The sequence below is a fragment of the Streptococcus sp. CF8_Ac1-9 genome, assembly GCF_024295565.1.
GTDB lineage: Bacteria > Bacillota > Bacilli > Lactobacillales > Streptococcaceae > Streptococcus > Streptococcus parasanguinis_X.
In genome coordinates this window covers 160,324-183,857 of sequence record NZ_JANCOY010000002.1, presented here as the reverse complement: position 1 = coordinate 183,857, position 23,534 = coordinate 160,324, and the positions used below count along the sequence as shown (strand labels likewise).

The 23,534-nt window shown below is 44.3% G+C and carries 19 protein-coding genes, 1 pseudogene and 1 riboswitch; of the genes and pseudogenes, 6 read left to right on the top strand and 14 right to left on the bottom strand.

All coding sequences use genetic code 11. The annotated features are described in order from the left end of the window. Nucleotides 1-19: 19 nt before the first annotated feature. The 7 genes from NML76_RS04385 to NML76_RS04355 form a co-directional block, all read right to left on the bottom strand. Entirely contained in the window at nt 20-1,684 is a 1,665-nt protein-coding gene (locus NML76_RS04385) for a hypothetical protein (RefSeq protein WP_254732792.1), read from the bottom strand. A gap of 3 nt (nt 1,685-1,687) precedes the next feature. Beyond that, nucleotides 1,688-3,031, bottom strand: a complete 1,344-nt coding sequence (locus NML76_RS04380; RefSeq protein ID WP_254732789.1) for a CapA family protein — start codon at nt 3,029-3,031, stop codon at nt 1,688-1,690. A 193-nt stretch (nt 3,032-3,224) separates the two neighbouring features. After that, entirely contained in the window at nt 3,225-3,428 is a 204-nt protein-coding gene (locus NML76_RS04375) for a hypothetical protein (RefSeq protein WP_080976658.1), read from the bottom strand. Nucleotides 3,429-3,624: 196 nt separating this feature from the next. Next, nucleotides 3,625-4,509 (bottom strand): XRE family transcriptional regulator, encoded by an 885-nt coding sequence (locus tag NML76_RS04370; RefSeq protein ID WP_024054557.1) that lies wholly within the window; start codon nt 4,507-4,509, stop codon nt 3,625-3,627. A gap of 387 nt (nt 4,510-4,896) precedes the next feature. Continuing rightward, a complete protein-coding gene (msrB, locus tag NML76_RS04365) occupies nt 4,897-5,832 on the bottom strand; it encodes a peptide-methionine (R)-S-oxide reductase MsrB (protein WP_254732786.1) in 936 nt (311 codons plus the stop codon). A gap of 273 nt (nt 5,833-6,105) precedes the next feature. Beyond that, the gene (locus NML76_RS04360) at nt 6,106-6,462 is read right to left on the bottom strand and encodes a helicase BlpT (RefSeq protein WP_368077138.1); all 357 of its coding nucleotides are present in this window, start codon (nt 6,460-6,462) and stop codon (nt 6,106-6,108) included. Between the two features lie 278 nt (nt 6,463-6,740). Continuing rightward, nucleotides 6,741-7,676, bottom strand: a complete 936-nt coding sequence (locus NML76_RS04355; protein ID WP_003016837.1) for a dihydroorotate oxidase — start codon at nt 7,674-7,676, stop codon at nt 6,741-6,743. A gap of 299 nt (nt 7,677-7,975) precedes the next feature. Here NML76_RS04355 and gdhA point away from each other — a divergent pair, with 299 nt between their 5' ends. Both gdhA and NML76_RS04345 read left to right on the top strand, forming a co-directional pair. Next, nucleotides 7,976-9,322 (top strand): NADP-specific glutamate dehydrogenase, encoded by a 1,347-nt coding sequence (gene gdhA, locus NML76_RS04350; RefSeq protein WP_003004977.1) that lies wholly within the window; start codon nt 7,976-7,978, stop codon nt 9,320-9,322. Between the two features lie 278 nt (nt 9,323-9,600). Then, nucleotides 9,601-9,921: a hypothetical protein gene (locus NML76_RS04345; RefSeq protein WP_254732782.1), complete on the top strand. Its 321-nt coding sequence runs from the start codon at nt 9,601-9,603 to the stop codon at nt 9,919-9,921. Between the two features lie 193 nt (nt 9,922-10,114). On the opposite strand, the gene NML76_RS04340 is transcribed toward NML76_RS04345, so the two are convergent. Then, nucleotides 10,115-10,963, bottom strand: a complete 849-nt coding sequence (locus tag NML76_RS04340) for a mechanosensitive ion channel family protein (RefSeq protein ID WP_254732779.1) — start codon at nt 10,961-10,963, stop codon at nt 10,115-10,117. 137 nt (nt 10,964-11,100) lie between these two features. Here NML76_RS04340 and NML76_RS04335 point away from each other — a divergent pair. Next, a pseudogene (locus NML76_RS04335) lies at nt 11,101-11,259 on the top strand (serine/threonine transporter SstT); the annotation flags it as partial. Between the two features lie 89 nt (nt 11,260-11,348). On the opposite strand, the gene NML76_RS04330 reads toward NML76_RS04335, so the two are convergent. The 5 genes from NML76_RS04330 to NML76_RS04310 all read right to left on the bottom strand — a co-directional run bounded on the left by NML76_RS04330 (nt 11,349) and on the right by NML76_RS04310 (nt 17,853). Beyond that, nucleotides 11,349-12,680 (bottom strand): sodium:alanine symporter family protein, encoded by a 1,332-nt coding sequence (locus NML76_RS04330; RefSeq protein WP_254732776.1) that lies wholly within the window; start codon nt 12,678-12,680, stop codon nt 11,349-11,351. A gap of 102 nt (nt 12,681-12,782) precedes the next feature. Further along, nucleotides 12,783-12,877: riboswitch (glycine riboswitch) on the bottom strand. 129 nt (nt 12,878-13,006) lie between these two features. Continuing rightward, the gene (locus NML76_RS04325; protein ID WP_254732774.1) at nt 13,007-14,425 is read right to left on the bottom strand and encodes a C69 family dipeptidase; all 1,419 of its coding nucleotides are present in this window, start codon (nt 14,423-14,425) and stop codon (nt 13,007-13,009) included. 159 nt (nt 14,426-14,584) lie between these two features. Continuing rightward, nucleotides 14,585-16,924 carry an endonuclease MutS2 gene (locus NML76_RS04320; RefSeq protein ID WP_254732772.1) on the bottom strand — a complete coding sequence of 780 codons (2,340 nt, stop codon included), beginning with the start codon at nt 16,922-16,924 and terminating at the stop codon, nt 14,585-14,587. Between the two features lie 73 nt (nt 16,925-16,997). Continuing rightward, a complete protein-coding gene (locus NML76_RS04315) occupies nt 16,998-17,552 on the bottom strand; it encodes a CvpA family protein (RefSeq protein ID WP_049506576.1) in 555 nt (184 codons plus the stop codon). Nucleotides 17,553-17,562: 10 nt separating this feature from the next. After that, entirely contained in the window at nt 17,563-17,853 is a 291-nt protein-coding gene (locus NML76_RS04310; RefSeq protein ID WP_049471900.1) for a hypothetical protein, read from the bottom strand. A gap of 136 nt (nt 17,854-17,989) precedes the next feature. Between NML76_RS04310 and rnhC the strand changes: the two genes are divergently transcribed. From rnhC to NML76_RS04295, 3 genes are all read left to right on the top strand, one after another. Then, nucleotides 17,990-18,886 (top strand): ribonuclease HIII, encoded by an 897-nt coding sequence (gene rnhC / locus NML76_RS04305; protein ID WP_254732770.1) that lies wholly within the window; start codon nt 17,990-17,992, stop codon nt 18,884-18,886. Nucleotides 18,887-18,889: 3 nt separating this feature from the next. After that, complete coding sequence (gene lepB / locus NML76_RS04300; protein ID WP_014713905.1) at nt 18,890-19,540, top strand: signal peptidase I; 651 nt, start codon at nt 18,890-18,892, stop codon at nt 19,538-19,540. A 67-nt stretch (nt 19,541-19,607) separates the two neighbouring features. Then, nucleotides 19,608-22,040, top strand: a complete 2,433-nt coding sequence (locus tag NML76_RS04295; protein WP_254732768.1) for an ATP-dependent RecD-like DNA helicase — start codon at nt 19,608-19,610, stop codon at nt 22,038-22,040. A 231-nt stretch (nt 22,041-22,271) separates the two neighbouring features. Here NML76_RS04295 and dinB read toward each other — a convergent pair whose 3' ends face one another. Beyond that, nucleotides 22,272-23,378 (bottom strand): DNA polymerase IV, encoded by a 1,107-nt coding sequence (dinB, locus tag NML76_RS04290; protein WP_049486357.1) that lies wholly within the window; start codon nt 23,376-23,378, stop codon nt 22,272-22,274. Between the last annotated feature and the right edge of the window lie 156 nt (nt 23,379-23,534).

The following is a 23,534-nucleotide window of genomic DNA, read 5'->3' as shown; positions in this document are numbered from 1 at the left end:
AAACTCCTTCGTTCATTTCTCATTCTTTTTCAATTTCTTTCAAAGACCAATGCCCCGTCTCTTCATACTGGTCAATCAAGTCCTTGGCTGTTTGCGTAATCTCCTCTGGATAATGTAAGCTTTCTAGGGTATTGACCGCATTCTTAGTCACGGCTGACCCTGGCTTGATCTGGTAGTCAAAGACGATCTTGCCATCCACATAGCGACTATCAAAATGGTAATTATCATTGACCTCACCAGAGGCTGCGACCAGCTCAATATCATGACTGGAGATCATGTAGAGGCAGTTTTGGGCAGCCAACCAGCGGACAATCCCAAGGCCTGATCCGATCCGCTCGATAGTATTGGTCCCCTTAAAGAGCTCGTCAATAAAGAAATAGTGAAAACCAGGCTTTTTCAGATGCTGAATCATACGTAAAATAGCTTTACTCTCAGTGATAAAGTAGCTATCTCCAACTTCAATATCATCGCTCACATCCATAGCCGTTAGGACATGACCATAGGGAAGGGCTAATCTTTCGCCATAGGCAAAGCCTAACCCTTGAGCCAGAATGGCATTGATGGCGACAGTTTTCAAATAGGTCGATTTCCCGGACGCATTGTCCCCACTGATGACCATATTTTTTTGAAAATGCACATCATTCGCAATCGGATTTGACAGCAAGGGATGATAGAGCGTCTCGCCCTCAATGCCACCCGTCTCTGTAAAGACTGGCTGGCAGACCACTTCTAGATCCCGCTTATGGCGCAAGAGACTAATGGCGACTTCCATCTCTCCAAGGAGATCCAGAAGTTTCTGGGCCTCTTTTTGATGAGCTTTCACCTGATTGTAAATATAGACCTGAGCGATCTGCGGGAGTAAAAAGAGAACGTTGAGGTAGAGGAGAACAATTTCCATCTCAGAGGTCCCCGTTGGACTCTGCAAGACACTGGCAAGGATCCGCGTTTTCTTAAAGGGTTTGACCGCTTGCTTTAGTTCTTCTTGTTGTGGCAAGGCTAGATGGCTCAAGCGTTCTGCCGAAGCAAAGATGCGGACCAGATAGCTAACATTATCCAGACGGATTTTATTGGACCAATTGCGCAAACTCGAAAAGACAATATTAAAGACCACACTGATCACCAAGAGGGTAATGGCACCGACTGGCTCAAAGGGGATGGCAAAGAGACAGACAATGGGAAGGCAGGCCAAGGCTAGATAGAGGGGCAAACCTGCATAATGCTTGCCGGGATTTGCGACAATGCTCCGCGCCATGTTGTGGTTCTTCTTGCCCAGTTGGTTGAAAATGACCTGGACCTTGAGGCGCAAATCAGGATGCTCTTCAAAGAAGGCTTCTAAGTCATGAAGCTGGTCCTGAGGCTGGAATTCCAGCAGGCGCATTTTTTGATAGAGAGCCTCTGCTCCAAGGCTCGATTGGGTATAGTTGAGCTGATCAAAGACCGCATCCAAAGCCAAATCATGCCAGGTCTGATCATCCACTTGGCTATCGATCGTCTGTCCCTTAGCTGGATAAGTCAGACTATCTATCAAACTTTCTTCTGTGTCTTTCTTGCGAAAGAAAGGCGCTCCATCCCAAGCCTTCTTCAGTTTTTGCTTGAGGCGGATAGCCGTAAGAAATTTGGTTGCCCAAATCACCACGATCAATCCTAGGATCCCAAGCGGGATCCAGTTCACATTTCCTTCCATGCTCTATTCCTTTCCACTCTGAGGCCAGTCCAAGTGAACATGTTCCTTCATTTCTCGGTAAGCCGTGTCCACTCTCTCCTTGGTCTCCTCATCCAGCTTGTCGCGGTATTTGCCACCCTGGATAAAATCTTCCAAAATATAGGTCTGGTACTTGTACAAGTCATAGCCTTCAGGAGAATAGGTGCCCTTCGGAGTCCGACTGACCCAGGTTGGATGAGCAGTAGCCGTCTTAATCCGTGTCTTGCGACCAACCTTTTCGATGGTCACATCCATCAAGACTCCTCGCTCTGTCCATTGGGCAGTCTCCACATCTCCCATCGTTTCCAGACGCTGATTGGACAGGAAATTCCCCATCGAGTAGATGATGAGCTTGTTTTGACCATCTTTATTGACCACTTCAGCAGGCTCCACAACATGGGGATGCCCACCAAAGACGATATCAGCTCCCCAAGAAACCATCTTGTGGTAGAGCTCTTTTTGCTCTTCTGTCGGCTCCAATTGGTACTCAATTCCCATTTGGGGCATGACAATGGTGATATCGGCCTCTTGCTCTACCTTTTGGATCTCCGCCTTCATCCGCTCTTCATCCAGATCAGACAAGACATCTGCTTGCTCCTCTGGAGTAAGGGTCGTTTCCATTCCATTAAACCCATAAGCGTAGGCTAGAATAGCAATCTTGATGCCATTCACTTCCTTGATCACCAAGGGGGCCTGGCCTCTCTTTTCATGCGTGTAGACACCGACAGGGGTGATGCCTGCATCTTCAAAGGCTTTGGCTGTCGAATAGACCCCTTCTAGACCTGAATCCAGGATGTGGTTATGTCCCAAATCCATGACATCATAACCAGCATCCTTGATGGCTGGTACGACTTCGCTCGGCGCATTAAAGAGAGGATAACCTGACAAATAGTAATTCGGGTTAATGGTTCCCTCAAAATCGCCTAAGGCCAGATCCGCCTTTTGTAGCCAGGGTTTGACATACTCATAATTTTCATGAAAATCATAGGTCCCATCTTCTTTTTGTGCACTCATATAGACCAGATCATGATAGAGCTGATCTCCATTGGCCATGATCCGAGCTGTATGAGGAATCTGATCAGCCGGTGTCTTGGCCTTGTACACAACCTCTGGCCGTTCGGTTGCGGTGATCGGAAAGCCTTGGAACTTTTGCACCCACAAGATAGCATTGGCCACGATAAAAACGACTGACAAGAGCACATAGACAAACTGTTCATTGGTCAGCTGAATCTTTGAAAAGAGACGATCAAAAGCCCAATCAAAGGCCGCCGATAGCTCTTTCCCCATCGTTTTGATGGTCCCTTTCACACTCTCCAACTTCTCTAACATTCCTACCTCTTCTTCGTACCTAGTTTCTCCAATGATCCGCCAACAAATTGAGCTGTCATTGAAATACTTTCTCTTCATTGTATCACAATTTTTAAGAAGAGAAAAAAGAGAGCAGGACAGAAGCGCTATTGTTTAGAAACGCTTCATCGTCCTGCTCCTGCACAGTTGATGGATTCATGTAAATGATCGATCATCACTTCTTATCGTTTGATTTGGACAAGCTGATTGCAACCATGACAAGACTTAGGAAAAAGGCCGAAAGTAACCCTTTTGTCGTCCGATTCATAAAAGGTTGATGGAATATAAAATGATTATAGGCAGTAAATCCTAATCCAATCAGAGTTACCATAGCTGAAAGCGTAAAAATCATTCGCCACAAATTTCTATTTTTCATCATAAACTCCTTTTCTCTAAAATGAATGTTTGGGAAATGAATCAACTAAAAAATCGTCCTACAACATCCAAAATATACCGATTCAACAAACAGTTATATATTCTACTGTAGGAAATAAAGTTTTCTGATATCTTTGCCTTTGTTATGATTTCAGTCTAACATAAAATGAAAAAAGCAACATGACTTAAACGTCGGGTTGCTAAAAATCGTTCTTTTTTTCTTCTAATAATCTTTGTACAAGCACTTCATCATCCAATAATTCAGCAAATGTAATTGCCTTTCCATACAACTCCTCAGATTTCTCCTTGTTCTTTTCCACATGGAGCATATATTTTGCTTTAAACATATAAATAATAGGTTTGTAATAAACATGTCTCGTCTTATCAATTACATCTTCGAAAGTTTGAATATATTTAAGCGTATATTTTTCTTCCAACTGAGCTAGCAAAACAAGCAATATTTTTTCCAACTGTGTCAGGTATTCCTTGTCCCCATAATCTATGTCAAGCATTACTTTATCAGCCAACTCCTGAAAATACCTTTTATCTTCTAATCCTACAGCACAGCAAAAAAAGTAGAGTTCAATAATTAACAAATCATTAACCGTATAAATTGTTTTCTTTAAGATTTGTTGAAAGTATTCTTCTAAAAGAGCAAGACCATATCTCACATCAGAACTATTATAAATATCTAGACGCGCTTGAATCACATCTATAAGTAATTGTTCATCCTCTGGAAGACGATCGTAGTAACATTCCCCAATTTCTTCTAAAATCGCTAGTTTCCGCTCAATTCGTTCTCGATCCGCATAGGTCGGACTATCTACCAATTCTTTCTTTAACCTTAGATAATCTTTTGGTATTTCAATTTTGTCAATATCAACAATATACTGAACCTCGACATTCAGTTTTTTCGCTAAATATATTAATTTGGGTACAGTTGGCATAGCCTGACCATTCTCAATTCGGGCTAATTGCCGAATAGTCAATTCAGATTCATCATCGCAAATATCTGCTTGTGTATATTTTCTATCTAGTCGTGTAGATTTTATTTTTTTCCCAATCTCTTTTTTTAAATCTTTCATCACCAGTACATCTCTACAAATTAAATATTATACTAATTTTAACACATATTTTGTTAGAATAACGAAAACCTTTTCATATTTTCCTTAAAAAGCACCCTAACTTGAAAATCATGCTCCTTATTTATAAAAGTGGCTTCTGTCTCTTAGAATGTGGATTTTTTTCTTACCTAAGGCAACCCAAGGGGTATTGCAGAAAACATCATCACGATTTTCAACTGATACAAACATCTACTGAAACTTTCCGCTGTGAGAAAAGTGCCTGAAACAGTGATGTTTCAGGCACTCGGGAGTTTTGAAACTTTAGGTTCAAAACTAAGTCATGGAACTTCTTCGAAGTTCGCTGACGTCCGTACTCACCTAAGGAAAGTTTCTAAGATGCTTTTTCTATTATCTCAAAGCTTTTAACAAATATCCATAACCTTCTTGCTCCATTTCATCTTTTGGAATAAAGCGCAGAGAGGCCGAATTGATACAATAGCGAAGACCTCCTTGGTCTTTTGGTCCATCTGTGAAGACATGTCCTAGATGGGCATTGCCTGAGCGGGAACGAACTTCGATCCGCTCCATACCGTGGCTTTGATCTTGGTAATAGTGGATAACATCTTTGGCAATGGGACGAGAGAAACTTGGCCATCCACAGCCAGAAGCAAACTTATCCTTGGCAAAGAAGAGAGGTTCCCCAGTCGTAATATCCACATAGATCCCCTCTTCAAAGGTCTGATCATAGGCATTGTGGAAAGGACGTTCCGTCGCGCTTTCTTGAGTGACTTGGTACTGCTCTGCTGTCAGTTTCGCCTTTAGGATTTCTTGATCTGGCTTCTGATAAGCTGCTGGATCAATCAAGGGCTGCTCAGCATCCGTCACATCGATATGGCAATAGCCTCCAGGATTCTTCTTGAGATAGTCTTGGTGGTAATCCTCAGCTAGGATATAGTGGCGCAAGGGTTCCAACTCAACCGCGATTTTGTGGCCCAGTTGCTTCTCTTCTTCCGCAAACACTTGGGCGATCACTTCACGGTCTGCTTCGTCTGTATAATAAACACCCGTCCGATATTGGCGGCCTCGATCATTTCCCTGCTTGTTAATGGACAAGGGATCAATCACCCGGAAATAGTAGAGCAGAATCGCTCGTAGGCTGATTTTATCTGGATCATAGATGACCTGAACGGTCTCTGCATGATCCGTTTCCTTGATCAGTTGGTAGTTGGTCGTTTCTACCTGGCCATTGGCATAGCCCACCGTCGTCTCTTCTACACCGGGGATCCGTGAAAAATACTCCTCCAAGCCCCAAAAACAGCCACCTGCTAAATAAATCTCTGCCATCTTTCTTCCTCGCTTTCCGCATTCCCTAAAAGGAACACTTCTTATCTATTAGCTCCATCATAATCCAAGAGCCTCAGATTTTCAAGGATTCTGCATCAAAAATCCCTTCTACTATATGTAAAAGGGATTCAATCCTTCTTATTTTTCAAATAAGAAAAAGAGCGAGTAATAAAAGTTCCAAAACGATAGGATTAACTGATGTAGAAAATCATGAAGGACTACCATGACCAACACCTCCTCTGAATATCTGTAGACAAGCACCAGGCACATCAACTACAAAAGCACCGTCGGTCCGTAGACCTGTAACTGAGGCTTCACAACCTCGTAATGCCAGTGATCATAAGCTCGCCAAGTTTGAAAGGTCTCTTCGTTCAAAGCTAGCCCACCCAGACCAATCAATAGACTGGCAGTCTGATAAAACTTTTCTAACTCAATCAACAGACGATTGTCTACCCGCCTAGCCTTTCGTAAACCTTTCAACATCTGATCTAGATTTTCTCGAAATCGAAAGGCATCTGGACTGGGGGTGAATCCTTTAGAAAAGGCTGTTTGAAGAAGGGTGATCGTCGTTCTTGCTTCTTGAATCACATCCCTTTCTTCCATAGAAATCACCTTCCTTTTCACCTCCATTGTACACCTTTTTCTCTCTATAAAAATGGAAAATTCCTAAAACTAGGAACAGAATGAGGTTGGGTCAAAAGTCCTAGCCTCTCAATTATTTTTGGATTGTCGAGCAAGACGCAGTGGTTGAGTGGGCTCTACTACGCTGATTTCATCAGCTTTTACAGCCCTACTCAACTGTGCGGAGGTGGGACGACGAAATTGAATTCTAACGAATTACCGATTTCTGTCCCACTCTCATAAAAAACTTCCCCAAGTTTCCACTTGAGGAAGTTTTTTTCGAAAGATTAGTCAATGTAGTGCAATTTCCCACGGAAGTCTTCTAGACTTTGGTAGCCTTTTTCTTCCATGATGGCTTTGAGTTCCGCAGTGATGCGGTCAAAAGCTCCTACTCCTTCTTTATGCAGCGTCGTTCCGATTTGCACCATACTAGCCCCACAAAGGATATGCTCAAAAGCATCGCGACCAGTCAAGACACCACCTGTCCCCACAATCTGAATTTCTGGGTTCAGACGTTGGTAAAAGGCATGGACATTGGCGAGAGCCGTTGGCTTGATGTATTCACCACCAATCCCACCAAAGCCGTTCTTCGGACGGATCACCACGGATTCATCCTCGATGTAGAGGCCATTTCCGATCGAATTGACGCAGTTGACAAACTTGAGCGGGTATTTGTTAAAGATCGCTGCTGCTTGATCAAAATGAACGATATCAAAATAAGGGGGCAACTTGATCCCTAGAGGTTTTGTGAAATAGGCAAAGACCTCAGACAAGATCCGATCTGTCGTATCAAAATCATAGGCGATCTGAGGTTTCCCAGGGACATTGGGACAAGATAGGTTCAACTCTGTCAAGCCTTTAAAGTCACTGTCTTGCACCTTTTTCAAGATGGTATGAGTTTCTTCAGGAGACATGCCGACGAGAGATAAGAAGAAGGTCCGGTCAGGATCCGTTTCTTGCAACTCCAATAAGTAATTCAAATAATAGTCCAACCCTTGGTTAGGTAGTCCCATCGAATTGATCGAACCAAGCGGCACATCTTGGTAGCGTGGCTCTGGATTACCAGCACGGAATTCTAAGGTCGCTGTCTTGGTCACAAAGGTCCCAGCAGCTGAGTTCTTCACTTCTTCTAATTCCTCAGTGGTCATACAGGCTACACCTGCCGCATTCATCAAGCAGTTGTCAAATTCAAAACCAGCAATTTGCGTCTTTGTCGATACCATCTTGTACTCCTTTTTTGAAACACCACCAACAGAATCGTTCGGGATGCTCTCTATTTTCTTCTTTCATTATACCATCACTTGGAAGCTTCCGGACAATCAAAGCTAAAAATTCTTCCAAACATTCGGACTTTCCTAGTCGCGATAAAATTTTCAGAAAATTCAACTTTTTTCTTTACAAGCCAAAAAAAGTCTGCTATAATGATCCATGTAATAAAACATGACATTGTTTGTCAACTGTCTCAAAGCCACTCCCCTAGCGGGTTTGCTGGTTTTCGTTTCATTCACAAAGGAGAATTAACATGACAACTGCTAAAGAATATATCCAAAGCACTTTCGAAACTGTAAAAGCTCGTAACGGCCACGAAGCTGAATTCCTTCAAGCTGTTGAAGAGTTCCTCAGCACTTTGGAACCTGTATTCGAAAAACACCCTGAATACATCGAAGAAAACATTTTAGCTCGTATTACAGAACCTGAACGCGTGATTTCCTTCCGTGTTCCTTGGGTTGACCGTGAAGGAAATATCCAAGTAAACCGTGGTTACCGTGTTCAATTCAACTCTGCTGTAGGTCCTTACAAAGGCGGACTTCGTTTCCACCCAACTGTTAACCAAGGGATCTTGAAATTCCTCGGATTCGAACAAATCTTCAAAAACGTCTTGACTGGTCTTCCTATCGGCGGTGGTAAAGGTGGATCTGACTTCGATCCTAAAGGAAAAACAGACGCTGAAGTGATGCGTTTCTGCCAAAGCTTCATGACTGAATTGCAAAAACACATCGGTCCTTCTCTTGATGTCCCAGCTGGTGATATCGGGGTTGGTGGACGTGAAATCGGATACCTTTACGGTCAATACAAACGCCTTCGCCAATTTGATGCTGGTGTCTTGACTGGTAAACCTCTTGGTTTCGGTGGTAGCTTGATCCGTCCAGAAGCAACTGGTTATGGTTTGGTTTACTACACTGAAGAAATGCTCAAAGCCAACGGCGACAGCTTTGCTGGTAAGAAAGTCGTGATCTCAGGTTCTGGTAACGTTGCTCAATACGCTCTTCAAAAAGCAACTGAACTTGGTGCAACTGTTATCTCTGTATCTGACTCAAACGGTTACGTGATCGACGAAAACGGTATTGACTTCGACCTTCTTACAGACGTCAAAGAAAAACGTCGTGCACGTTTGACTGAATACGCTGCTGAAAAACCAACTGCTACTTACTACGAAGGTTCTGTATGGACTTATGCTGGTAACTATGACATCGCTCTTCCATGTGCAACTCAAAACGAAATCGATGGCGATGCTGCAAAACGTTTGGTCGCTCAAGGTGTGAAAGTTGTCTCTGAAGGAGCAAACATGCCAAGTAACATCGATGCCATCAACGTATACAAAGAAAATGGTATTCTTTACGGACCTGCTAAAGCAGCCAATGCTGGTGGGGTTGCTGTATCTGCTCTTGAAATGAGCCAAAACAGCCAACGTCTTTCATGGACACGCGAAGAAGTGGACGGACGTTTGAAAGACATCATGACCAACATCTTCAATACTGCTAAAACAACTGCAGAAACTTACGGTCTTGGTAAAGATTACCTTGCAGGTGCCAACATCGCTGCCTTTGAAAATGTCGCAAATGCGATGATTGCACAAGGTCTTGTATAATCAATCGATATTTTTCTTTGAGACCTTCGGGTCAAAGCCTCTCAACTCCTGAAACCAGTATGTTTCAGGAGTTTTTTTGTAGCTACCAACCTCTATCAAGTCAACCCGACCAAGGGAGAAAAGCCATTTTTAAGACAAGGGGCTTGACCTTCTGTAGCGGTGAGATGTAAGTCCTCTCTTTTTCTGTATCTTTTTCTAAAAAAATTTTATTTTTTTTACTTTACCCCCTTGCATTTTTAATAAATTAGTATTAAACTATAGCAAAAGGAGGTGTGCTTATGTTTCTTTTAGCTCAAGAAAAATCAGATACGATCGAATTCCTTAAGTCTGAATTGATGCAACTGCTTTCTGATATGCGTCAGGAGATTGCAGCAAGCCGTCAAGCACAGACTTGTACTGCTTGCCAGCATATCCAACACTGCATTAACAAGATCCAAAGGGCAAAAAGTTCTGTAGCCATAGCCCTTCCGATCGAATCATTGGATCTCGAAATCACTGCCCTATTGCGTAAGCAATTATTGATCTTGCCACCTGAGGCTCGAAAGATTTGGGATCAGATTAAATATTTGGATGACAAATACTGCCACTTAAGATCGTAACATCGATTAAAAAAGAGGCTGGGACAAAAGTCCTAGCCTCTTAATTGTCTTTGGATTGTCGAGCAAAACGCAGTGGTTGAGTGGACTCTACTACGCTGATTTCATCAGCTTTTACAGCCCTACTCAACTGTGCGGAGGTGGGACGACGAAATCGAATTCTAACGAATGACCGATTTCTGTCCCACTCTCTTTTTTACATGATCCCGTTCTTTCCTGTCGGTAGGTTAATCCCTGCTTCCATCAAGGCATCATGATAGAGTTTATAGTATGTATGATAGACAGTCGTCTGGGTTCCATTTTGCGCAGTCATCGCAATGCGGAAGGAATAACGACCATTTTTTTCAATCTGTGGGCCTAAAATGGTAGGGCCTGTCAACACTTCTGGGTGTTTGTCTTGTTGAGACTGATTGACCTGAGCGATGACCTGATAGATCTTATCGAGATCGGTATTCGCATCTAGCGGAATATCTACCAGCACGCGCATATCGCCGCGCGAGAGGTTGCTGACGACAGTGATATTGCGGTTTGGGACAAAGTGGAGAGTCCCGTCAAAATCACGTACTTGAGTTGTCCGAATTCCCACACTGCTAACGATGCCGGCAATATTAATAGAACCATTGGTAAGTCGGACATTGTCCCCCACATCCAGCTGGCGTTCTAAAAGGATAAAGAAACCATTGACCAAATCGGAAAGGAAGCCCTGGGCTCCCATCCCGATAGCCACCCCAGCAATCCCAGCACCAGCCAATAGACTAGAGACTGGAAGACCGAGGATCGACAAGATCCAGTAAATCAAGATAAAATACAAGCAGTAGTTCAAGAGACTCTCTACTAAACGGAGAATGGTTTTTTTACGGGCTTCATCCTGCACCGTATACTTAAAAGAAGGGGTTAATATCCGCTTGACCAGGCTATGGATGACCTTTTTAGCGATAAAAAATAAGAGAAAGACAAAAATCAGGGAGATGCATTTTGAAATTAGGTCATCAAAAATCTTTGTCCAGTCTATTTTACTGAAATAACGTTGGAAAGCTTGACTCATTTATTCGGGCCTTTCTAACAAAGAATAGTATGATTATATCAAATATTCGGAAATAAGGCTATTTTTTAAAAATTTCATTGCTTTTACCCCCTAACTATCGTATAATATTCCTTAATTATTTTTTAAAGAGGCCTTACATGATTCATCGACTGATTACCACTTGGAATAAAACCAACCTTATGAAAAGAATCGCAATCGGTATTGTACTTGGAGTCATCCTAGCACTTATCTTCCCGAAAGCAACTGGGATTGGACTCCTAGGAGAGTTCTTCGTTGGAGGGCTCCGTGCCATCGCCGAAATGAGCAGCTGGCCAAAGGAAAAACGCTATTAAAAGATCCTATCTCAAATAGACAATAAAACCCAGACCTCGCGATCTGGGTTTTCTTATTTCTTAAAGTAGCGTTTACTTTCTTTGATAATGACAGGTGACAGAGCTAGTAGGGCAATCAAGTTGGGCAGAGCCATGAGCCCATTAACGATATCCGCAATCACCCAGACCAGATCTAATTTTAGGAAACCACCTAGTCCAACCATTAAGACAAAGAAAGCCCGGTAGAGGTTGATATGTTTGACACCAAATAGGAATTCGAAACACCGTTCTCCGTAGTAAGACCATCCAAGAATGGTCGTTGTCGCAAACAGCACCAAGCACAGCGTTAAGATAATACCTCCAACTGGGCCAAAGACACCTGTAAACGTATCCTGAGTCAAGGTACTCGTGCTGCCCTTCGCCATCCACTCACCTAAAACCAAGAGCGAAAGTCCTGTCAAACTACAGATGATAATGGTATCAATAAAGGTTCCTGTCATCGAGATCAAGCCCTGCTCGACAGGTTCATTGGTCTTCGCAGCCGCTGCTGCAATGGGTGCAGATCCGAGACCCGATTCATTGGAGAAAACTCCACGCGCCACCCCTTTTTGGATAGCCATTTTGACCGTTACTCCTGCAAAACCTCCCATGGCTGCAGTTCCTGTAAAAGCACCAGAAAAGACTGCTTTTAAGGCTGGAAGCAATTGGTCCAGATGCAAGGCAATGATCGTGACAGTCGCAAAGATATAAGCAGCAGCCATAAAAGGAACCACTTTTTCAGAGACTTTGGAAATCCAGTGAATCCCTCCAAAGATGATGGTCGAAACCACCAGAGCAATCACTACACTAGCCACTTCTGGAGCTGTCCCAAAACTAGCTTGAAGGGATCCCGTAATGGAATTAACCTGGGTCATGGTTCCGATTCCAAAGAGGGCCACCAGCACTCCTGCAACCGCAAAGAAAATAGCCAATGGTCGCCACTTCTCTCCCATCCCGTGAAGAATGTAGTACATCGGACCACCTGAGATATGACCGTTGTCATCCTTGGTCCGATAACGAATGGCTAAGAGCCCTTCTGCATACTTGGTCGCCATTCCAAAGAAGGCTGCCATCCACATCCAAAAGAGGGCACCTGGGCCACCCGTCTGAATCGCTGTAGCCACCCCTACAATATTCCCTGTCCCTACAGTAGCTGCTAGAGCTGTCGCAAGGGCTCCTAAGCTCGAGATATCCCCGTGTCCCTCATCTTCTGTAAAGATCAGGCGAAAAGCTTTTGGAAGGTAGCGTATCTGAAGCAAACCCAAACGAAGGGTTAGGTAGATCCCTGTCCCTACTAAAAGCACTAAAAGTGGGGCGCTCCACACTAGATTATAGAGCTGCTGAAAAAACTGCAATACATGATCCATTTTCTGTCTCCTTTTTCATCGACCGCTCGACAGAAAAGAGAAAAAGAAAGAGCACATGTCAAACATGTACTCTGGTCCTGCTTAAAATAGGGGACTTCCCCTATCTTTCGCTCTGTCCTTTTACCTGAGAGTTTGAGTAGATGTATCCTCTACCTTGCCCCTTCGGTGCCATTTCTGGTCTCTCCAGAGTTCCGTCCATTCACAGTCACTCACGCTCCTGCAAACTTCATTCGGTCGTATATAATTTTCTCTATTTTAATCGATTCTCAAAAGTTTGTCAATCGTTTCTGAAAATATCTTGTAAACTACCTGAAAATACACAGTTTTTAATCACTCAAGGAGAAGTGATTGGTCATGAGGTTGCTAGCATCGAGCAAAATCTTGTCCAAGAGTTGATCTGTCGCTTCCTGGATTTGATCACTCATAGCTTGGTTTTCCGCTTCAAAATCAACAGTTTCACCTGCTGCAAGTGCACGATCGACCTTATTGATGCGCGCATGTCCCCAGGCCATTGTCGTTTCTTGGTAATCATCCAAATCACCAACATGGTGAGCATAGTGAGGATCTGCTAGTCCCGCAATAATCCGGTTGGCCCAGTAGAAGGAATCCGTTGTTACCTTAGCCGTCGTATTGGCAAAGTAGTCTGGCGTCGTATCCACTTGGGTAAAGAAAGGAACGGCTGTATTGTAAGGCATAGAACCATAAGAAATCCATTGGATGCCTGTCGTTTCTTGTGGTTTATTGGGACGCAATTGCAGAATCGCTGTCTGGCTGGTCCGGTTGATCCCGATCGTCCGGAAGGTCCGCTGAGTCACGTGATCGCCTTCAGGGCCATAAGGATCGTAGATGGTGTCTTGGTAATGGTTGCTCAAGACATATTTGACATCTTCAATCGTTACCTTGCGATAAGGTTTTTGACACCAAGGAATCTCAAAGCTCCGTGGATCCTGCTTGATTTCAGGATTGAGGAAACGCTGGATGGCCCAAGCCCGCGGTGTATTGTAGTGACGGTCCTTGTCTTTTTGGCTACCAAAGGCATAGCGTGGATTAAAACCTTTCCCTTCTTGATCCAGAATCAAATGGTGCTCTGTGACAAAACGTTCAAGATCCGGGTCACAAAGAAACTCATCTGGATTTCCAAATTCAAAATAATCACTTCCCAGTTGGTTTGGGTTGGTCACATAGGCATCATCTGGAACACGGCGCGCCATCCAGTGGTGACCTCCGATGGTTTCCAACCACCAGATTTCATTCACATCTGAAATCGCAATCCCGTTAGACTCATAAGTTCCATACTCTTCTAAAATCTTCCCGAGACGCAAGACCCCTTCGCGGGCGGTCTTAACATAAGGCAAGACCAAGGTCAGCATGTCTTCCTCACCGATGCCACTCTCTACAAGAGGATCTGCCCCTAGCACACGGCTATTGGTCGTAATGGTCTCTGTCTCACTCATGGCTACATTATAGACATTGATCCCAGCTTCTCCCCAGATCCCGTCTTTAGGAATGGCATCTGGAACCACTGTATAGCGAACTGGATTATCTGGTAAGTCGATTTCAAAAGTTGATAAAACCGACTTGTAATGACGCGGTTGATCTTCTGGTTTGACCACGATCAATTTCTTGGGCGTAAAAACGCCATTTTGAGAATCCTCTGTTCGTGCTACAATGGTCGAACCATCATAGCTAGCATTTTTTCCGACTAGAATCGTTGTACACGAATCTGCACTTTCACGTTTACGCATGCGTATCCTCCCAAATCATTCATTGCCTCTATTATAGCACTTTTAAAAGGGAGGACCTACTGAAAATCAGATTTAAAAGTGAATCCTTTTCAACAACTTTCAATCATTTTCATTATGTCAGATTTTAAAAATCCTAGCTGATAAACAGCTAGGATTCGATTAGCCTTTAAACGTGACAATGGTTGCGCCACTTCCACCCGCATTTTGGGGGGCATATTCAAAACTTTTGACATGTTTGTTGCGACGGAGGTACTTGGTCACCCCTTCACGGATAACTCCCGTCCCGATCCCGTGGATGATATCGACTTGGGCCATGTTGTTGAGCAGGGCCTGATCGATAAAGCCATCGAGCTCTTGCATAGCCTCTTCATAGCGTTTTCCACGGAGGTCCAGACGCACTCTTGGCCCACTCGTGTTCGAACGTTTGACGACATTCACCTGGCGTTTCTTAGGTTGAGCCGCTTCTTTTTCAGCCTTGATGAGGTTGAATCCTTTTTCTTCCAAGGTCATCTTGATCAAGCCGACTTGCGCCTCCCAGCGGCCATCTTTGAGTTGCTTGACCAGGGTTCCGCGTTGGCCATAGCTGATAACCAAGATTTCATCACCTACCTTAGGAGCACGCGCTTTTTTAGCTTTTTTCAAGACCTTGTTTTTAGAAAGGTCAACGGTTTCAGGCGCTAGTTTTTTCAACTGAGCCTTGGCCTCAATGATCTCATGTGGTTTCAACTGGGATTTGGCGTGAAGACCTTGAAGGATACGGTCACTCTCTGAGAGGGCCATGTCCACAATTTCCTTGGCCTCTTCTCTTGCCTTATTGAGCTCTGTTTCTCTCTCTCGGGTCAGTTCGTTATAGAGTTTTCGAAGAGCGCGATTGAATTTGAGATTTTCTTGCTCGACCTCTTGAATGGTATCTAAGCGCTTGCGACTTTCTAAGGTCTGCGCCTCCAATTTTTCAATAATCTGATTGACATCGTTATCCGTATTGGTCATCTTCATGGCATCCTGGATAATGGTCTCAGACAAGCCCAAACGGCGGGCGATCTCAAAGGCATTGGAGCGACCAGGAACTCCTTGCATGAAGCGATAGGTCGGACGCAGACTCGCTGTGTCAAATTCCATACTGGCATTTTGCACTCCTGCAGTCTCAATTCCATAAGCCTTGAGCTCTGGATAGTGGGTCGTCGCCATGGTCTTAATCCCGCGTAAGCGCAGGTCTTCTAGGATGGCAATAGCAAGGCCAGCCCCTTCTTGAGGATCGGTTCCAGCTCCTAACTCATCCAGAAGGATCAAGGAGGCGGTATCTACCTGATGTAAGATAGATACGATATTGGTCATATGACTGGAGAAGGTCGACAAGCTCTGCTCGATCGATTGTTCATCTCCAATATCTGCAAAGACCTGTGAGAAGATGCCCACACGACTACCTGGATCCGCTAGGATGGGAAGACCAGACTGGGCCATAATTTGCGCTAGTCCCAGCGTTTTTAGCATGATGGTTTTCCCCCCTGTATTGGGACCGGTAATCACGATTTCAGTCAAGTCCTCGGTAAAATGCAGGTCATTCGCGACGGCATTTTCAATCAAGGGATGACGTAGTTGCAAGAGCTGAATAGAGCGATTACTGCTAACCTCTGGTACCACTGCCTTGAAATCACGCATAAACCGATACTTGCCCTTGATCAAGTCCAAGTGACCGATAATCCAGGCGTTGTTAGCAATCTCTGCCGCATGGGGGCGCAGGCTGTCAGACAATTCCTCCAGAATCTGAATGATTTCATACCGTTCATCTGCCCGGTGGTTGGCGATTTCTTCATTGAGATTGACCACTGCACGAGGTTCGATATAAACGGTATTCCCACTGGCTGAGATATCGTGGACCACCCCTGCAATCCGGTTGCGATAGGTGTTTTTTACCGGTAGAACATTGCGTCCATTCCGGCTAGCAATCACAGCATCCGCCAACATATCGGCCTTGCTTTTCAACAGGTCTTGTAGAATCTCTCTGACCTGGTGTTCATTCTCTTGGATGCGGCGACGAATTTTGGCCAATTTTTCGCTAGCAAAAGACTCGACAAAGCCTCCTTCGTTGATAGCTTGAAGCCCACCTTGTAGGCGAGGAAGATCCACCAAGTTGTCAAAGAGGCGATGGAGCCTTTCCAGACGAACATTTTCCAAGTTTTCGTAGAAATCCTTGAGCTCATGTGTCACCCGAAGGACTGCTTTTAGCGCTAATAATTCATCGATATTGAGGGCCGCTTCCATCTCCAAACGCTTGGCCACTGGACGGACATCTTGAATGGTCGACACGGCAAAGCGAGGCTCTTCCAAGAGGATCTGCTCCATATCTTCTAGCTCAATAAAGGCCGTTTCGATAGTTTCTTTTTTATCGGTTGGAGTAAGGACTGCTAGCTCCATCTCCCCTTGTTCTGTCTGTAGATAGGGTTCAAAGAGTTGCTTGACCTTATCAAACTCCAGAGTATCTAAGATTTTTTTATTCATGTTTCTCCTACAAAAAAAGTGAGCGTCCTTCCTTGAGTCGGACTTGTCTCACTCCTTTCTTCATTTTTACTCCTTAAGCTCCGATAATCGCAGTCACCCACAAGTTGTGGAACAGGCTGGAACTGATCGGGGTATGAAGGATGATAAAGCGGATCAATCCACTTGCATTTAGTCTATTTTGGATGGAAGCCATGGGAACTGTTGAGAGAATAGTCAAGCCCATCTGGATCACCAAGAGGGTTATCACGACGGCGATCACACCCGCTCCAATTTGATACTTGCGATCCTCCAATTTTTCTGGCTGGGGAACCAAGTGCATAAAGATTCCAATCACGCGGCCGATCAAATAAACCAGCACAAAAATCAACACATAAGCTAACCCTGCATAAAAGATGTCATCTAATTGAAACAGGTAGCGGTTGGCATAAAAATAATTCACCGATTGCTGGGTGGGACTCGAAAAAGGAACCCATAGAGACAAAACCTTAGCCAGTCCCTTGTAGCTACCACCTGCAATCAAGAGGGCCACCAAGGTCACTAGAAAGTAATAGGACTGGAGGATGATGCCTCTTGCATAGCCAATATAAAAGCTCCATGCCAAAATCAATAAGATTAAGAAAGTTAACATGTATCTCCTCTTATTTAGATGATTTATCCTTTAAGTCGTCTAAAGCTTTGCGACGAAAATCATCTAATTCTGTTTCTTTGTCGTCAAACTCAATCTCGCGATTCAGCTGCATGGACAAACTATTTACTGCCAATAAGATGGCGATGGTTTCATCATCGGCCTCTGGCATTTGTTCCTTAATTGCTTGGTATTTTTCTTTCGCAACACGTTCGACTTCTTCCATAAACAAATTATCATGGTTGGTTGTTAAAGTGAGCGCTTTGTTTCCAAATGTAAATTTATATCTATTTAAACTCGCCATAAAAATCACCTCACGGTATTATACCAAAAAAGGCTAGCTTTGTCAGTAGCAAAGCCCCTCTTCACAGGGATTTTCCAGTGGATTCTTTCTTTCTTTTTGCTCCCTCTCTCCCTGAATTTGTGGTACAATAGTGGTTATGGAAAGTATGACACTCACTCCAACACAGGAGCAAATCCTTGATTTTGTCCATACCTATCGCAGTTCTCTCACTCAAAGCAAGAACCCTCATATGGATTATTTCTTTCGACTAGAGGGAGCGACCGTTTCGATCTACAAGTCTGGAAAGGTCCTGCTCCAGGGCAATGACCTCACTCCTTACCTGGCCTTTTTCGGGCAAGATAATGGGAACCCTAAGCGTTCTACTTCATCCGCACGACAAGATCTAGCCATGATCGGAACCGATGAGGTCGGAAACGGCTCTTATTTTGGTGGACTCACCGTCGTCGCATCCTTTGTCACACCTGACCAGCACGACTGGCTCAAAAAGCTTGGTGTTGGGGATTCGAAGACCTTGGATGATCGAAAAATTCAGCAATTGGCTCCTCTCCTTGAGGAAAATATCCAGCACCAAGCACTCTTATTGTCTCCAAAGAAGTACAATGAAGTGATCGCTTCTGGTTACAATGCTGTTTCGGTCAAAGTAGCCCTGCACAATCAGGCCATCTACCTTCTGTTAAATAAAGGAGTCCAAGTAGAGCGAATTGTGATTGATGCCTTTACAACTGCTAAAAACTACCAAAAATACGTAAAAGCTGAAAAAAATCAGGTCACGCAAGCCATTGAGTTGGAAGAAAAAGCCGAAAGCAAGTATCTAGCTGTGGCAGTTAGCTCCATCATCGCCCGCAATCTCTTCCTTCAAAATCTGGAAGATCTGGGCAAGGAACTGGGTTTTAATCTTCCTAGTGGAGCAGGAGCTAAATCAGACCAAGTGGCCGCTAAATTACTTCAGACCTACGGGATGAAAGCTCTGGATTATTGTGCCAAACTCCATTTTAAAAACACAGAAAAAGCAAAGAAATTACTAGAAAGATAAGTCATGTCAAAAAGAAGTTCAAAACATACATCGAGCTCACCTGTGGTGAGATTCCTTAAAGAATGGGGCCTCTTCAGTATCATTGTTGGTCTCATCATCGCCTCTCGCATTTACCTCTGGGCTCCGGTCAAGGTAGATGGCCATTCGATGGATCCGACCCTGGCCGATAGCGAGTACCTCCTTGTGGTCAACCACCTCTCAATCGATCGTTTCGACATTGTTGTTGCCAGTGAAAAAGATGACGACGGTAAAACCAAGGACATCGTCAAGCGGGTCATCGGTCTTCCTGGAGATACCATCCAATATGATAACGATACCCTCTACATCAATGGGAAAAAGACTAATGAGCCTTATTTGAAAAACTATATCGCTCGTTTCAAAAAAGATAAATTGCAATCGACCTACACTGGAAAAGGCTTTGAAGAAAACGGAGAACTCTTCCGCCAACTGGCCAATACAGCTCAAGCCTTTACAGTGGACAAGGATGGCAATCCTAAATTTACTTTGAAGTTGCTTGACGATGAATATCTCTTACTTGGAGATGACCGGATCGTTTCAAAAGATAGCCGTCAGGTCGGAGCTTTCAAGAAAGAACAAATCAAGGGGCAAGCCGTCTTTAGACTATGGCCTATCTACCCTTTCAAAACTTATTAGTATAGATCAACAGACTGAGGCTGAGACAAGTATGTCCCAGCCTTGCTTTATAAAAAGGAAAGAAATGATGGAATATTATTTTTCTGGTACTATTGAGCGCATTATTTTTGAAAATCCTAGCAGTTTTTTTCGAATCCTCTTGCTCGATATCAGCGATACCGATGCCGAAGACTTTGATGATTTTGAGATTATTGTGACGGGTACTATGGCAGATATCATGGAAGGCGAAGACTACACCTTCTGGGGGGAGCTGGTCCATCATCCTAAATACGGAGAACAGCTCAAAATCAGTCGCTATGAGCGTGCCAAACCCTCTAGCAAGGGCTTGGTGAAATATTTTTCCAGCGATCACTTCAAAGGAATTGGTCTCAAAACAGCCCAAAAAATCGTGGACCTCTATGGGGACGATACCATTGACAAAATTTTGGAGGCCCCTGAAAAATTAGAAGAAATCACAGGCCTCTCCAAGAAAAACCGCCTGGCTTTTGTGGAAAAACTCCGTCAGAATTACGGAACGGAGCGCATTCTCGCCCAACTAGCCAACTATGGCATTCCCAATAAATTGGCCTTTCAGATCCAAGATTTTTATAAAGAAGAAACCCTCCAGATCGTGGAGCAACAGCCCTACCGATTGGTGGAAGATATCCAAGGCATGGGCTTTAAAATCGCGGACCAACTAGCCGAAGAATTGGGGATTGCAAGTGACGCCCCTGAGCGGTTCCGCGCGGGCCTGATTCACAGTCTCTTCAGCTACTCTATCGAGACTGGAAATACCTATATTGAAGCCAAAGACCTCCTGCGCTATAGCATTGACCTTTTGGAATCAGCGCGTCCAGTAGAATTGGATCCTTCTACTGTCGCCCAAGAATTAGGCCACCTCATCGAGGAAGACAAGGTCCAAAATGTGGATACCAAGATCTTTGACAATAGCCTTTTCTTTGCGGAAGAAGGGATTCGCAGTCATATCGGTCGATTGTTGGAAAAAGGAAAGTCGACTTCATTTGACCCTGAGAAAATCAACCAGGCGATTGAGGAGGTTGAAAAAGATTTGGGGATTCGCTACGATGCGATTCAAAAAGAGGCGATTCACCAAGCTATCCAAAACAAGGTCTTTATCCTCACAGGGGGTCCTGGGACAGGAAAGACAACTGTTATCAATGGGATGATCAGCGTCTATGCCCAACTCCACCAGTTGGATCTTCGCAAGAAACAAGACCTCCCGATCCTCTTGGCTGCCCCAACAGGACGGGCAGCTAGACGCATGAATGAGCTGACAGGACTTCCGAGCGCCACCATTCACCGCCATTTGGGGATGACAGGAGATGATGACACCAGCCACTTAGAGGACTATTTAGACGCAGACTTTATCATTGTGGACGAATTTTCCATGGTCGATACCTGGTTGGCTAATCAATTACTTAGCAATATTGCAACAGATACCAAACTCTTGATTGTGGGAGATGCCGACCAATTACCATCTGTCAGCCCTGGTCAGGTCTTGGCTGATCTCTTGCAGATCCCAAGCATCCCTCAGACCAAACTGGAGCATATTTTCCGTCAGAGTGAGGACTCGACCATTGTCTCACTAGCCGGAGACATTCGCCAAGGCAAGCTTCCTCAAGATTTCACAGAACGAAAAGCTGACCGCTCTTATTTCGAAGCCGGAAGTGAACACATCCCTAAGATGATCGAACAAATCACTTCCGCTGCCCTTCGCAGTCAAATCCCTGCTCGAGATATCCAAGTCTTGGCACCCATGTACAAGGGCCAGGCCGGCATTGACAATATCAATACGCTCATGCAAGACCTTCTCAATCCAGCTGTCAAAGATCAGGTCGTCTTTGACTCGCCAGACTGCCAATACCGCGATGGGGATAAGGTCATCCATCTGGTCAATGATGCAGAAAGCAATGTCTTTAACGGAGATATCGGCTACATCACCGATCTTCTCCCAGGAAAATATACAGAATCCAAGCAAGATGAATTGACCATCCAATTTGATGGCAATGAAATCGTCTACCCGCGCAATGAATGGTACAAGATTCGCTTAGCCTATGCAATGAGTATTCACAAATCGCAAGGAAGCGAGTTTCCGGTAGTGATTCTACCTATTACCAATCAAAGCCACCGGATGTTGCAGCGTAATTTGATCTATACCGCCATCACGCGCTCTAAGAGCAAACTGATCCTCTTAGGGGAATACAGCGCCTTTGATTACGCTACTAAAAATACCGGTACTGCGCGCAAGACCTACTTGGTGGAGCGCTTCAAGGACCTGGATGGAGGTGAGGCAACCAAAGACTCTTCTCCAGCTGTTGCCACAGCTTCTGCTACAGTCGAATCCGCACGAAGCAAGGAAGGGACTGTTGTAAAGAAGGCTGAGCCTGATGAACCGACTGTCTATCGACTGACTGAAGATAATCTCCACACCATCTCTCCTATGATCGGACTGACTGAAGAAGAAATTGCAGCCTTTTTTGATGTCAAACAACCTAATTGATACCCCAAAAATTAAAATAATATATTTTTTAAGGCTCATTCAAATACAGCTGAAACTTTCCGCCGTGAGAAAAGTGCTAGAAACACTATGGTTTCTAGCACTCGGGAGTTTTGAAACTTTAGGTTCAAAACTAAGTCATGGAACTTCGTAGAAGTTCGCTGACGTCCGTACTCACCTAAGGAAAGTTTCTAAGATGACTTTGTCATCAATCTTAGGCGACTAGTGAACAAACTAGTCGTTTTCTTTTTCTTCCACTAAAGGCAACTCGGTATGATCCACGAAATTGGTCATGGTGACACCCAAGAGGCGGATTCCAGTATTTGTCGATTCGATTTCTTGAAAAATTTGGCGAGCGGAACGATTGATCCGCTCAGCCTCTCGTGTTGGCTCCGTCAATGTCATTCGCTTGGTCAGGGTGGTGAAGTCTCCATAGCGCACTTTTAAAACCAAGGTCTTTCCTTGCTTGCCGTGTTTTTCCAGCGATTGGGCTACCTTACTGGACAGATTGGCAATTTCTTCTAAAATATCATCTTCAGCATAAAGGAGCTTGCGGTAGGTCCGCTCTTTTCCGATCGACTTGCGGATGCGATGGCTCTTGACAGGGCTATTGTGAATCCCTCGCGCCTTACGAAAGAGATCATAGCCAAAGCGCCCAAATCGATCGATCAAGGTCATCTCCGGGATAGCTAAAAGATCCGCGCCAGTATAGACCCCCATCTCATGCAGCCGCTCCACTGTCTTCTTTCCTACCCCGTGAAATTTGGCAATGTCCATCTGGCTCAGGAAATCCTCAGCATCCTCCGGCAAGACCACCGTTAGGCCACGGGGTTTTTGGTAGTCACTTGCCATCTTGGCCAAAAACTTATTATAAGAGACACCCGCTGAAGCTGTGAGATGCAGCTCTTCCCAGATCGCATGCTGAATCAAGCGAGCGATTTTGACAGCTGATTTGCTCTGGATTTTATTTTCCGTCACATCTAGATAGGCTTCATCAATACTCATAGGCTCGATCAGATCTGTATAGCGCTTGAAAATCTCACGAACCTGCTCGCCCACTTCTCGGTATTTTTCATAATTTCCAGAGATAAAAATCGCTTGAGGACAAAGGTCCAGCGCTTCTTTGGAACTCATGGCCGAATGAATCCCATATTTCCGTGCTTCATAGTTACAGGTCGAGACCACACCTCTCCCTCCCGATTGACGAGGGTCCTGGCCAATTACGACAGGCTTCCCCTTTAAACTAGGGTTGTCTCTTTCTTCGACGGCAGCAAAAAATGCATCCATATCAATATGAATAATCTTGCGACTCGTATCATTCACCAATGGAAATATCAGCATTTTTTACCCTCCTTTTTTTCTATTATAAGAAGAAAATTTTAGAATTGCAAAAATCGTCCCTTCCTAAAAACATGAAAATTGATGGAAATTCGTGTTCATTTTCAAAAATGTAGTACAGTATCACAGAAGAGTTGAAACTGTATTATAAAAGAATCT